Below are 15397 nucleotides of genomic sequence, written 5' to 3' on the forward strand. Positions count from 1 at the left end.
CCCGATCACCCAATCCTCGGCGGTCATTGTTGGGTTCATGGAAAATGTTAATTTTTCTTTAAAAACAGCCTTGACCTCCTGGGTTTGATCCGCAGTTATCATTCGAGTCAGAATTTATGTTTTAATGAACGTTTAGTAAGAGCTTAACCCCAATTCCTCACTACCCCTATGTCGAACCGTATTCGTTCGCTGCCCCTCGTTTTCTCTCTTCATGCCGCTCTCGTGTTTGCGTCCGCGGTGGACGCGGCAACCGGCGGTCCGGCCGCTCTCATCCGAGAGGACATTTCAATCAATGGCGGGGTGGTGGAAGGCGATATCCACCTGGTTGCGCCGCGACCGTTCAATATCAACAGTGGTTTTCGCGGAGAAGGGCGTTTGCTTTTACCAGGCACCCCGGATCTGCAGATTCATCCTGGGGCAACGGTTTTGTCCATTGTCGATGATGCGGGAGATTCGAGTCCGCACGGTTATCGGGCGCGGATCAATGGGGGTGCTTTTCTGGAGGCCATCCGGACCCGGGTCGATCCTCCGGAGTTTCCGGAGATTGCGGCACCGCCATCACCGTCCGGCAATCGGAACATTCGGTTGGGTCGAGGGGATTCATTCGACGGAGATTTCTCCACGATCCGCAACCTGACCCTCGCGAACGGAGCGGATCCGTTTTTCCTGCCACCCGGTTCCTACGGCGAGCTTCACGTGCAGCGGGACGCTCGGCTCGTTCTTGGGCATGGTGGGGAGGATGGGACGGCGCGCTACACCTTCACCCGGATCCAGTGGCATGCGGGGGCGGTGTTGGAGCTCACGGGACCGGTGACGATCGAAGCCGGTTCTTTTCCCGGGGGATTGACCGGAGTTTTAGGGGACCCCGAACGACCGGAGTGGCTGACGCTCGGCGTGGCGACGGGAGGGGTGAACTTGAACAGTCACGCTGAATTCCATGGTACGCTCCTGGCGCCGGAAGGACGGGTGATCCTCAATGCGAACAGTCTATTGAGCGGACGTCTCGTCGCCCGCGATTTCACCCTGAACAGTAATGCCCGGTTGCGGTTCAGCGGGGGACCGGAGGTGCCACTGAATCAACCTCCGGTGGCGGGCGACGCCTCCTTTTCCGTGGTCCGTTACGACGTCCTAACCGCGAGCGTAGCCTTGCACGCGTCGGATCCGGATGGAGACCCGTTGCTTTTCGAAGTGGTAGCGGACCCTCAAAATGGTGCATTGGAAATGGGTGGGGACGGAACGTTCACCTACATCCCAGCCCATGGTTTTTTCGGGGAGGACCGCTTTACTTATCGGGTGTTCGACGGCGAATTGTTCAGTGGCGACGGAGAGGTGATCGTTGTCGTGCATTTTTTCAATCATCTTCCGGTGGCCGAACCGATGGAGGTTTTTACGCACGAAGGGGAAACCGTCGATCTCATGTTGGCAGCGACCGATGCCGACGGTGATCCGTTGAGCTTTCAGGTGGTCGAGGTGCCTCAGTCGGGCAGCCTGGCCGGCGAAGCCCCGAATGTGAGCTACACTCCGCAACCGGGATTCTATGGGGTTGACCGATTCCGGTTTGTCGCGGCCGATGGCTATGGGACTTCTGAGTCGGCCACGGTCACGATCGAAGTAAATGCCCGACCGTCGGTGGAGATTATGCATCCCGCCAACAGCGCGGTATTTCCCCAGTCGATCTCCGTGGAGATCGCCGCTTTCGCCGATGATTCGGATGGCACGGTGGAACGGGTGGAGTTTTTCGCCGGTGACGAATGGTTGGGGGAATCTGTCGAGGCGCCTTTCGTGTTTCAATGGGATGGAGCGACGGCCGGGATTCATTCGCTCCGGGCCATTGCGACCGATGATCGCGGGGCGACCGGAACGTCGGATGTCGTGACTATCATGATACGTGACCGGATGCCGCCGCGGGTCGATGCGGGACCGGATCGGGTTCTGGACGAACCGGGAACGGTGTTGTTGCACGGGTCGGGCGAAGGAGCCGGTGAATCGTTGAGCTTTCGGTGGCGGATCATTGGGGAAAACTCCGACCGGGTTCGATTCGATGACCCCACTCAAGCCGAAGCGGTCGCCACGTTCGACGAGCCGGGGGAGTATCTGTTACGCTTGTCCGCGTTCGACGGAGAGATGATCGGTTTCGATGAAATGCGGGTGACCGTTCACCGATGGAACCGGGCTCCTGAGGTTTCGGCAGGCGATGGTTTTTCGATGATCGAGGGTCGAACTGTCGCGTTGGATGGAACGATCTCGGATGACGGTTTGCCGACCGGGGCGTTGTTGACGAGTCTGTGGAGTGTCAGTGAGGGCGATGTCGGGGCAGTAACCTTTGGCGATTCGAGTGATCCGAAAACGGATGTGCGGATCATGTTGCCCGGCAATTACCGGCTACGTCTGACGGCTTTCGATGGGGAACTCGCCGCCCATGACGACGTTGAGGTGCAAGTTGAGACAGTTCCAAATCTTCCTCCAATGGTCGATGCTGGACCGGACCAACACCTGCCGTTCCACACCCAAGCCCGGCTGTTCGGATCGGTCGAAGACGATGGGCTTCCCCTGGACGGAGCGCTCTCTTATCAGTGGATCCAGACCGGGGGACCGGCGGCGATCATCGAAGATCCGGAGAGTCTCGCGACTACGGTGACGTTCAACGAGCCGGGCGTGCATCGTTTCCGACTGTTGGCGACCGACGGCGAACTGGAAGCCTTTGACGAGACGGTGATCGAGGTGGAGTTAATCAACCAACCGCCGGTCGTTGACGCAGGTCCGGATTTGATCAATTCAGGCGGGTTAGTGATCCTGCTGGAGGGAACCGTTACCGACGATGGACTTCCGTTGGACGGGGCGTTGGCGGTGGAGTGGAGTCAGACGTCGGGGCCCGGCAGCGCGGTTTTCCATCACCCGGATCGTCTGCGGAGTGCGGTTGAGGTCGATCTTCCGGGAGAATATCGTTTTCGCCTGTCGGCGTATGATGGCGAGCTTGAAGGTTTTGACGAAGTGAACGTGCGCTTCGGATCGCCGGTCAATCACCCGCCCATGGTTGATGCCGGTCCCGATCAAACGGTCGATTTCAATTTGCTCCGCACGGCCAATCTCTTGGAGAATGGAGGAGCGGAAACGCCTTTCGAGGAAGGTGCCGTTCCGGGATGGGAGGCGATCGGAGCGGTATGGCAACGTGTCCTGGGAGGGCATTCCGGCGTTCCGGAGGCATCTGAGGGAGAGTATGTTTTCCGGGCTCCCGCCAGTGGTATCGCCGAGATGCGGCAGGAGATCGATGTCTCGCCTTTCGCCGAGACGATCGATGAAGGAAGCCAATTGTTCGAATTGTCGTTATCTTATCGGGTGGCGGACAAGGTCCGCTACGACGAACCCCGCATTCGAGTGGAATACCGCACGGAGGGAGGGGAAACGTTGGCCTATTCGGATATTTCGCCGACGCCCGTGACCGAAAGTTGGGGCTTTCTGGCGGACACCCGGGTGGCGCCGGCCGGGACCCGCCAGATCCGGGTTCGCTTGTTGGCTTACCGTTCCGGTATCGATTTGGAAAACGAAGTCTATTATGACGAAGTTTCGTTGCGCGGGGTTCGGCTGCCGCCGTTGCATTTGCTCGGAAGTGTCGAGGACGATGGTTTGCCGGAGGGCGGCGTGCTGACGACCGAGTGGCGAACCATCCGGGGACCAGTTGCACCGATCTTTGAGAATCCGGCCGATCTCCGGGGGCGGGTTTATTTTTCGGCGGCCGGGGAATACGAACTGGAGTTGCGGGCGGACGATGGCGAAATGGTCGGAACCGATCGAATGATCGTGACGGTGGTGGACTCAAGCGGCGGCGGAATGGATCCGCTGCAAGTGAACGCTGGTCCGGATTTATTCACCGAGTTGCCTCTGGCTATTGTGCTGCCAATCGGATCGGTCGGCGGAGGAGGGGAGGAGACTATTCAGGTTTCGTGGGCGGAAGTGAGTGGAAGGGCCCGGATATTCATTGGCGACGCCAACACACTGACCCCGGAGGTGCGTTTTTATGAAACAGGTGAATACACTTTGCGCCTGTCGGTCCGGGAAGGAGACCGGGTGGCGTTTGACGAAATGCGAGTAACGGTGGCTTGTCCGGAGGAGTTGCAACCATTGGACGTGGTGATGGTGATCGACAAATCCGGATCGATGGCCGGGGAACGGATGATCAACGCCCGGCTGGCCGCGCAGCAGTTCATCGAGCGGATGGTGCCGGGGGACCGGGCGGCAGTCGTGCCGTTCGATGTAGGCGCCTCGGTGACCATGCCCCTCACCTCGAACCATGCCGCGGCGATCGCGGCAGTGCAGACGATTAATGCCGGCGGCGGAACCTCGATTCATGCGGGAATCAATGTCGCGGCGAACGAGTTGATCGCAAACGGACGTCCGGAGGCGGAATGGGTGATCTTGCTGTTGTCGGACGGGATTTCCAACCGCGCCGCCGCCATCACGGCTGCCCAGGCCGCTCACGCTTCGGGGATGCGGATCATCTCCGTCGGCTTGGGAAGCGGAACCGACGAATACCTGATGCTCGCCTCGGCGAGTTCGCGGGCCGATTATTTCTTCGCCGACACGGGAGCGGATCTGGAACCGATTTACGACGGATTGTCGCGGTCGTTTTGCCGGTTCGTGCCGGGCTTGGAGGTATTTGCCGGCGGAACACTGCATCTGCCGCGGGCGGATGCACCTGTGGTATTAGCAGGGCGAATTTCAACACGACATGTTCCGCCTAATGCGGATATCTCGGTCCTCTGGGAAGTAGTCTCGGGACCGGGGGGCGTAACGTTTGTTGATGAGTATTCGCCGATCACAGAAGCCACTTTTGCTGTCCCGGGGGTATATCGCCTTTCACTTACGGGCAAAATCCAAGGCGAAAGCGGACTGCTTGTTCGGCGGGCGGGAATGTTGACGGTCACTGTCGATCAGCCTTCCGATGCGATTGCCCCGGCGGGCTTGGTGGCGCTGTGGCGAGGCGAGTGGAATGTGATGGATTCGGTGGGAGGTTTTCATGGACGACCTACCGACCGGGTTTTCTATGGAGACGGTCCGGTGAACCAAGGGTTTATATTCGGTCCTGAAACAAGGGCCGTGGAGGTGCCGACGGAGGGACGTTTGAATGTCGGTCAATCCCCGGACGGCTTCTCTGTGGAGTTTTGGGGCCGGGTCGACCACAGCGTTGGGACGCATCGATTCTTCGGCTGGTATTTGCCGAACGGGAATACCCAATTCAGTTTTGGAAAGGTGGCGGCCGGCAATCGGAACATGCGCATTTACTGGAGGGATGACGCTGGTAACGTGCTAACGTTCGATACTCCTGATCTTAGTTACAGGCACGCTGAGTGGCATCATTGGGCGTTGGTCTATACCCGTTCATCGGGGGTTCTAAGGGTCTTTCGGGACGGGTTGCATTGGATGGCGATATCTGGTCTCGGTAATTCAGGGGTCTCGACCGACGGGGATTTCTTTTTCGGTGGTCATCCCAACGGGGGAGTTTTGCATGGCAGTATGGATGAGCTTGCCATTTACGATCGACCCCTGAGATTAGAGGAGATCTGGCAAGTCGCTCGTCCCGAACCGAAGATTCTCACTGCGGCAAATTCTCCCCCAACAGTGGATGCCGGTCCGGACCAGGCGCTTCACTCAATAGAGGACATCGCCATCTTGCGAGGTTTTGTCGCGGATGACGGATTGCCATCCGGCGGTGGGGTGCGGACCAAATGGAGAAAGCTGAGTGGCCCGGGCAACGTGCTGTTTGAAAATCATCTGGAACTTGAAACAGCAGCGCGATTTTCTGAAGCGGGAGTGTATGTGCTGGAGCTGTCTGCCGATGATGGTGTTGCGATCTCGCGCGCCACAATGCGGGTTCTTCTGGGAGTTGCGGCCCCAACTGAAGCGCAAATATCGGGACTTCAGGCTTATTGGCCGCTTGACGGTCACGGACGTGAAGAAGTCCGTGGCTTGCACGCGGAGTCCGTGGGCAAGGTCTCCTTTGGGCCTGGCGTAATCGGTGAAGCTTTGCAAGGACCTGATGGCTATCTGGTCGCTCGAACAGGGAGGACACTCAATGTAGGGGAATCACCGGACGGTTTCACGGTGGAATTTAATGGAAGGCTAACCTTCACCGTGGGAAATCAGATTTTAACGGCTTGGTATGCTGACACCCGATTGGAGTTTGCTATCCTGAAAGTCGGTGACTCATCCAATTCCTTGCGCGTCCGCTGGAGGGATGCCGATAACGTGACTCACTTTCTGGATACGAATTCGGGGGCATTTTCGCCGAACAGCTGGCATTACTTCACGTTTGTTTACGACCCGACGACTGGGCGCTTACGGATCTACCGGGATGGGACTCATTTCCAGACCTTGAATCTTTCCGAAGGAGGTTTCCCCACTACTGGCGATTTTTGGATGGGGGGACGTTCTCCTTTCACAGAAACGTTAATTGGATCGTTGGACGAAGTAGGTGTCTTCGATCGGCAGCTTAGTCCGGAGGAGATCTGGTTGAGAGCCGAAGCAAGGGCGAAAGGAAAAGCGGTGGTCGGGACCCGGCTTCCGCCGTTGGTGGATGCGGGCGATGATTTGGCGTTGAATTCCGTGGATCAAGAAGGGGTCCTCCTGGGCAGCGCGAGTTCCCGGGACGCGGATACGGATTTGCGGGTTCGTTGGCGGCGGGTTGCCGGGCCGGGGGCGGTCACGTTTGGGGATGCGTCGCAGCCGGAAACGACGGTCCAATTTGCGGCACCCGGCATTTACACGCTGGAGCTCAGTGCCAATGATGGATGGTCGGTCGCGACGGATACGGTCAGAGTGGTGGTCGGATGGGCCGACGGCGCGTTATTCCCACCCGCTGGACTGCGGGCCCATTGGCCCGGCGAAGGAGATGGACGGGAGGTGGTAAACGGCTTTGACGCGGAGGCGGTTGGCCCCGTCACCTTCCGGGCGGGAGTTGTCGGGCAAGCTTTCGATTTTTCAAATTCGGCCCTGGTCGCCAGAACGGCGGGGGAATTGAATGTGGGGGAATCGCCCGATGGATTCACCGTGGAGTTTTGGTCGTGGATTTCGTCCACTGGAGGCACCGATGTCCTGACGGCCTGGTACGTGGACACCCGGCTGGAATTCTCGATCGTGAAACTGAGTGGCACGGCGCGAACCTTCCGGATTTGGTGGCGCGATGGGAACGGGCAAGCTCATTCCCTGGACACGAGTTCTGGTATTTACTCGGCCAACGGATGGCAGCATTTCGCCTTTGCCTATGAACCCCCGACCGGACGTTTGCGGATTTATCGGGGCGGAACTCATTTTCAGACCTTGAACCTTACAGCGGGGGGATTTCCCACCACCGGGGATGTTTGGATGGGAGGTCGTCCATTGTTTGCGGATACGATGATTGGCGGCTTGGATGAGGTGAGCGTTTATGATCGGCAATTGGACGTGACTGAGATTTGGGCCATCGCGGATGCGGGGCCGCGCGGGAAGGTGGTCGCCGGAAAAAACCTGGCGCCCATCGTCGACGCGGGCCCTGACTTGGAGGTGGGGACGACTGGCGAAGTCGTCGAGTTGCGAGGATTCGCCGCCGATGACGGTTTGCCCTTCGGCGGAGAACTGCGAACCCAATGGCGGCGAGTGAGTGGTCCGAGCACGGTGACCTTCGGAAACCCGACGCACGTGGAAACCACTGTCCAATTTGGCGCTCCGGGAATTTATACCTTGGAGCTTTCCGCAGACGACGGACTCATGGTTTCGCGGGATACCTTGCGAGCGGTGGTCGGGCGGCCCGATGGAAATGAGGTGCCGCTCTCGGGCTTGCGCGCCCATTGGCCCGGCGACGGAAATGGAAACGAATTGATCAGCGGGTTTCATGCGGATCCGGTCGGTCCAGTTTCGTATGTCAGTGGAATGTCTGGCACGGCGTTCAATTTGCAGAACGGCCTTTTGGTCGCCCGGACCGGTGGTGGTCTCGATGTCGGAAGTTCGCCGGACGGATTCTCCGTGGAATTCTGGGCTTGGATCAACTCGACTGGGGGAACGCAGGTTTTGGCCGGGTGGTATGGCGATAACGGGGTCGAATTCTCCATCACAAAGTTGGCTGGAACCGCTCGCCAATTGCGGATTCGGTGGAAAGATGCAGACGGCCAAGTGCATTTCGTCGATTCATTGAGCGGAATATACGCTTTCGAAGGGTGGCAGCATTGGGTGGTCACGTATGACAACGTTGCAGGGCGTTTTCGAATCTTCCGGAATGGGCTCGGTTACCAGACGTTCCAGGTCGAGCCCGGAGCGGTTCCCACCCCCGGTGATTTTTGGATGGGTGGAAGGCCATTGTTCGCTGAAGTTTTCAGCGGTCGGTTGGACGAGGTGAGTGTTTATGATCGTCGTCTTCTTCCGGCCGAAGTCGCCGAATTGCATGCGGCTGGCTCGTTCGGGAAACCGATGCCGACGATCAACCGGGCCCCGGTGGTTTTCGCCGGGTTTGAGCAGGAGCACTTGGATACCTTGTCGTTCACGCTCGACGGTTATGTTCGGGATGACGGACTGCCGGTCGGCTCCGATTTGGAGATAGGGTGGACGCAAGTGGACGGCCCGGGAGTCGCAGAGATCCTCCGACCGGATGACGCCAATACCGACGTTCATGTCGACGAGTTCGGCAGTTATCGGTTTCGGCTGGCGGTTTCGGATGGCGAGCTCCTCTCCCATTCCGAAGTGTTGATTCATCTACGCAATAGTGCTCCCGAGAACCTTCCGCCAGTGGTCAACGCCGGAACGGCGCTGGCGGTGGTTCTGCCAAACACCGCGGTCTTGGCCGGGACCGCTTATGATCCGGATGACGGCCCGCAACCATTATTTGCCACATGGACGCGGGTAACCGGCCCGGCGGAGGTGATGTTCGCCGACGCCCATTCCATGGAAACCACCGCCGCTTTTTCCGTTCCGGGAATGTATCTCTTGCGTCTCTCCGTCACCGACGGAACCGGCAGCGCGGCCGACCATGTCGAGATCACAGTTTATCCTTCGAACATCAATCAAGCCCCGCAGGTCGACGCCGGCTCGGATCTTACGGTGGTGAGGTCGAATATTGTCACTTTGGCAGGGGCTGCCTCGGACGACGGCGTTCCCGGTCCGCTTCAGGTTTTATGGTCCCGGGTCTCCGGTCCGGCACCGGTTTTGATCGAGTCTCCGAATACCGCGCGGACTCGAGCGCAGTTCCCGGAGACCGGGGTTTATGTTTTGGAGCTGCGCGCGTTTGACGGGGATAAGGAAAGTTCGGATACCGTTCAGATTACGGTCGTGGAAGGGGTCAACCAACCTCCGATGGTTGACGCCGGGCCCTCCTTGGCGATCGATTTGGGTGAGGTCGCTCTCTTCCATCCGGTGATCGAAGACGACGGCTTGCCCGATGGTCACTTGACGGTCTCCTGGAGTTATGTTGGTGGTCCCGGAGGTGCGACTTTGATTCGAACCGCGACGGGTTCGGCCGGGGCGACGTTCAGTCGAGTGGGGGAGCATCGGTTCAGAATTACGGTATCCGATGGAGAATTCGTCGTTTCCGATGAGATAATGGTGGCCGTCACCGCCGCGAATCGGGTGGGACCGCAGGTGGCGTTGATTCGTCCGCAAGCCGATGGCGAGCGGATTCGTCTCGGGGAATCATTCTTGTTGCGAGCCGAAGCAACCGATTCGGACGGCGTGGTCGAGGCCGTTTCCTTCCGGGCGAACGGTGTCGCGATTGCCACGGTGACGGGAAGCGGAATCTTTCAATTTCAATGGGCGGGGATGCCGGAAAGGGCTTACGAGATCGTCGCGGTCGCCCGCAATGAGATCGGCCAAACGACCGAATCGGAGCCGGTCTGGGTGGAGGTCGCCCCGGTGCCCCCTGGCGTGACGTTGGCCGCTCCGGGGAACGGTTCTTTGCACCGCCTGCACAAACCGATCAATCTTTGGGCGTCGGCGACCGGCGGGGCCGTCATCTCCTCGGTCGAGTTTCTCGCCGGAGATCAGGTGATCGCCATCGCCGAAACCATGCCATTTGTCGCGGACCACGTTTTAGCCGCTGCCGGCCCGGTCGAACTTCGGGCGCGCGCCGAAACGTTATCCGGGGAAATCCTGGAGTCGGACCCGATATCGATTACCGTCGTCGCCTCCTCGGCGGACGCCCCGCTGGCCAGGATTGTTTCTCCCCTTGATGGAGAGACGGTCACCGCTCCGGTCGAGGTCCGCGGATTCGTGCTGGGTGGAGCGCTCTCCTCCTACGAGCTCCAGGTTCGGTCGGCTGATGGAGGGCCTGCGGATTGGCGAACCATCGAGACCGGGGTGGCGCCGGTAGGAGCCACCGACGGATCGGCTCATTTGGGCGATTTTGACCCGACCTTGTTGCGCAACGGGATTTACGAACTGCGGCTCCGTGCCGTCGATCCTTTTGGGTTTTCCATGGCCTCCGAGACGGTTTCCGTCGTCGTCGAGGGAGGAATGAAAGTCGGTCATTTCCAGATCGCGTTCGAGGATCTTCGGGAACCGATGGCGGGGATACCGATCCAGATCATCCGCTCGTATGATAGCCGGGGTGGAGTTGGGAATGATTTTGGCCCGGACTGGGAGCTTAATTTCAGAACCGTCCAGGTCCATGCGAACGGCCCAGTCGGCCGGGGTTGGGAAGACTATGTGGTCAGGGTCCAGGCGGTGACCGGCATTCCGATTTATGGAATCCGCCCGCGAGGAAAACGGGTCGTATCCGTCGTGGTCGGCGACGAGGTTCAGCAGTTCGAGGCGTATTCGCCGACTGAGCAGGCGTTCTACAATGTGTACGCGGCCTCGATCGCCTTCCGGCCAATTCACGGGTCCGTGGGGCAATTGATGCTGAAGCAGGGGGGGAACTTTCCGATCGACCGGGTGAATGGAGGCGTCGATATCACTGACTTCTTTAATAGCGTCGATCCGGAAGAGTTTGTTTACACGACCCCGGGAGGAATTCGCCTGGAAATCGAGCGTGTTTTTGGATTACGAAAACTCACCGATCGCAACGAGAACTTTGTGACTTTCTCCTCCAATGGCATTTCCCATAGTGGCGGCGAAACGATCCCGTTTATTCGCGATGCCGCCGGTCGCATTATCCGGATCGAGGATACGGAAGGCGCCGCGATCACCTATGGGTATGATGAATATGGATACTTGGAGTCGGTCACCGACCGGGCTGGAGAAACGGTCTATTTTGAATATGTCGCGCACCCCGCGGATCCCGACGGGGGACGACGCTTGTTGGAGACGATCATCGATCCGCTTGGGAACCGGGCTCTCGCAGCCGGTTACGATGGCGATGGTCGATTGATTGAGCAGATCGATGCCGATAGCCGAGCGATGACGTTTACGCACGACATCCCCAATCGAAAGCACATCATCACCGACCGGCTGGGTAACGCGACCTTGCACGAATATGATTTGAGGGGAAATGTCGTGCGAACCGTCGATCCACTCGGGAATGAAACCTTTCGCGAATACGATTCGAGGGACAACGAAATACGCACCATCGACGCCTTGGGTAACCTTCGGGAACGGACCTACGACGCGCTGGGCAATCTAACCTCCGAGACGGAATTCGGCCGTGACGCCGCCGGCAACCCGGTGGCCCACACCACCAGCTACAGTTACGACGGTTTCGGCAACCCGCTGACATTGACGGATGCGCTGGGAAATGTCACCGGTTTCACCTATGATCCCCGAGGCAACCTACTCAGTCAGGAGGACGCGCTCGGGAATCTTACCCTGTTCACCTATGATACCATTGGCAACGTCACCAGGATGACTGACCCGGAGGGGAACCGAACCGAGTTTGACTATGATGCCCGTGGCAATCAAACCGCCATGCGGATACGTGATACCGATGGCTTGATTGTGCAGGAAACCCATTTCACTTTCGACAGCCGCGGGAATCAACTGACTCGCACTGTCGGGACTTTTCCGTCCGATCCGTCCGGGGACGATCATTCGACGACCCGCTATTTTTACGACGCCCAATCCCGCCTGATTCGCACAATTTTCCCCGACGGAGGGGAAAGCCGGATTACCTACGATGCCGCCGGCCGGGAAACGGAGCGGATTGATCCGCTCGGTCGCGTCACGACGTTTGAGTACGATCTCCGGGGCAATCGTAGCCAAGTAATCCACCCCGATGGCTCGATTACCCGATCGACGTTCGACGCCGAGGACCGTCTTCTCACGGAAACCGACGCGCTCGGCGCGGTGACGACCTACGAATACGATGCGCTCGGACGACAGATCGCCACGGTCTATCCGGATGGAACCTCCACCGACACGATTTATGATGGAATCGGCCGGATCATCGCTACGGCCGACGAACGAGGAAATCTGACCCAATTTGAATACGACGACCATTGCGGCTGTTCGAACCGTCGTTCCCGAGTCATCGACGCTCTCGGTAACGTCACTCATTATGAATACGACGCGGCCGGAAACCAGGTTGCGATCACCGACGCCAACGGTCACACCACCCGGTTCGAATATGACGCCCTTAACCGTTCGGTCCGCACCCTTTATCCCGACGGATCGATGACCGAAACCGGCTACGATACTCTCGGGCGACGTGTTTCTGAAACGGATCAGGCCGGACGCACCACCGAATTCGAATACGACGCTGCCAACCGGTTGGTGTCTATTTTCCAGCCTTCGCCCGCCCCCGGTGCCCCGCGCCCGGTGACGCGTTATGAATACGACGTCTTTGGCAACCGGATTGCGCAGATCGACGCCCTCGGGCGGACGACTCGTTACAAATTCGATAAAATGAATCGCCGCATTAGCCGGACCTTGCCACTCGGGGAGCGAGAGACATACTCGCATGATCTCCTTGGCCGCCTGACGGCGACGACGGACATGAACGGTTACACCACGACATTTGCCTACGATTCCCGCGACCGGCTGATTTCCCGGACCGCCGACCCCTCGCATCCGTCGCTGGTCCTGCCACACGTCGCCTTCCGTGAAACCTTCACCTACGACGCCACCGGACGCCGACTTTCCGCCCGAGTCTTCGGTAACCCCCTCTACGGGGCCGCCCCGCTCCATGCGGAAGGGTTCATCTACGACGTTCGGGGCCGGCTCGTCGCGAAGCAGACTCCGCACGGCACGTTGACCTACGATTATGACGAGGCCGGCAACCTGACCGGTGTGCACAGCGACAGTCAAGCCGGGCTCGATCTCGAATACGAATACGATTTCCTCAACCGCCTCCAAGCCGTGCTCGATCACGGAGCGGGTGAAGGAGCCCTTCGGCACGAATACGCCTATAACCCGGTCGGCAGCCTGGCGCGTATCACGACCGCCGCCGGAATCACCCAGCATTACACCTACAATTCTCTCAACCGGCTCACCTCTCTAGCGGCGACAAACGGGGGAGGGCAGTCGCTCCATTCCTTTACTTACACGCTGAACGCGGCCGGTCACCGGACGCGGATCGCCGAATCCGACGGACGCACCCGCGATTTCGTTTACGACGGCCTCTATCGGTTGACCCGTGAAACGATCGCCGGTGATCCGAACGGCTACGACGGCGATTTGCTTTATGCGCACGACCTGGTCGGCAACCGTCTCAGCCGGGTCTCGACGCTCCCGGGCGTTTTCTCGCAAACCTACGGCTACGACGCCAATGACCGCCTCGACAGCGACACCTACGACGCGGCCGGCAACACTCTCTCCAGCACCCTCGGTTCGCCGCCGGTTTCCGGCGGCAGTGACCAATACGACTTCCGTCACCGCCTGATTCGCCGAACTACGGCCTCCGGAACGGTGATCGACCTCTCGTATGACGCCGACGGCAACCGGATCGCCAAAGAGGTCGACGGCTTGCTCACCGTCTACTTGGTCGACACCAACAGCCTCACCGGCTACGCCCAGGTGGTCGAGGAGTTGCAGCCCGACACGAGCGGAACCTTTCTTTGCCCGGTCGCAGTTTATGTCTATGGTCACGCTCCTTTGACCCAATCCCGTCTCGCGGGACCCGGCTTCGGTGAATGGAACCACCATTATTACCTCCACGAGGGCCAAGGCACGATTTGGGCTCTCGCCGACGAAACCGGGACGATCACCGACCGCTACTGGTATGAAGCCTTCGGCATCCACCTGGCCGAAGCCGGCAACACAACAAATCCCAACCGCTACACCGGCGAACAATGGGACCCCGACCTCGGCCACTACTACCTCCGCGCCCGCTACTACGACCCCGCCCGCGCCCGCTTCTGGACCATGGACCCATTCGAAGGGTTCTCATCCGATCCCATCTCCCTCCACAAGTACCTCTACGCCCACGCGAATCCGGTGATGTATGTGGATCCGAGCGGGAACTCTATATTGAAGGAAATTGGGATTTCCATGGCGATCGGAGCAGTAGTAAACACCGCTTTAACCGTTGTAAGTCAGCCAAGTCTATTTAAAGAACCGAGTCTCGCGGATATTGGAGCACAATTGGCGCTGTCAGCGGGGGAAGGCGCGCTCAGCGGCGTTTTCGGAGGCATTGGGGGAAGACTGGCGCTGAAGCTGTTTCCCCCGCTAAAGAATGCACTTCTTAAAGGAATCGCCTCAGGCGCAGGAGGCGGCGCAACTTATCAGTTAGCGAAGGAACTATTCGCTGTTTTGATTCTTGGACAACCACTGGAATTTAAGGACCGGCTGGGTAGAGTGATTGTCGCTACCGCCGTGGGGGCGGGCGTTGGAGGCGTTGGGTTTAAATTTGAACCCCTTGTGCAGCGCACCCGAGCCCTCGCAATTCGAACCCCGTCAGGATTCACAGTTTCTGTCTCGTGGATCGACATAACAAGATTCGAGTTGAGTAGAACCGGTGCAATCGGGGCTGGCGGGACAGGCGCACTTGGGTCGATTCTAGAGATGTGGATTTATGATGTTTTTGAATTTCGATAAATTTGATTATGAAAATTATAGCCCGTGTTGTTGGGTATTTATCTGTTTTGTTTATTGTATTGTATTGTGCATTAGTTCTTTTTAAATCAGTTGTTTTGTTGATTAATGTAGGTATACATGATAGTCGATTTTATTCATATTTACTAATAACGGTTGTTGTTCTGGTGGGAACCGTTTTTCTTTCATACTTATTTGCTTATATAACTCGCGTGTATTTTGTGGTGATTTTAGCAAAAATCCGAGAGAGGCGCTGATGTCGTGGATGCCAACACCAGTTCGGAACAACTATTTTGAGAATTGGGTAGAATTATTAATATTTCGGAGTGGAAATATATATGATGACAAAAATCTTCCTTTTAATGACAATTATCTAGAAATAATTTCTTGATAGTCAGGTGGGGTGCCTGGCTCATTTCTAAAAGTGTTGTCATGAATGTTCCCTTACCTTGGCATGGCCTCTTAGATCCAAGTC

The 15397-nt window shown here is 58.2% G+C and carries 1 protein-coding gene; it reads left to right on the plus strand.

The window, feature by feature from the left end:
- Positions 1-168: 168 nt before the first annotated feature.
- Entirely contained in the window at positions 169-14925 is a 14757-nt protein-coding gene (locus ACWUI2_RS12585; RefSeq protein WP_486983200.1) for a PKD domain-containing protein, read from the plus strand.
- The last annotated feature ends 472 nt before the right edge of the window (positions 14926-15397 follow it).

This window comes from Verruconatronum alginivorum (assembly GCF_056590205.1).

Bases quoted from the DNA above. Each gene is read 5' to 3' on its own strand.
- ACWUI2_RS12585 (WP_486983200.1), top strand. From the start codon at position 169: ATGTCGAACCGTATTCGTTCGCTGCCCCTCGTTTTCTCTCTTCATGCC.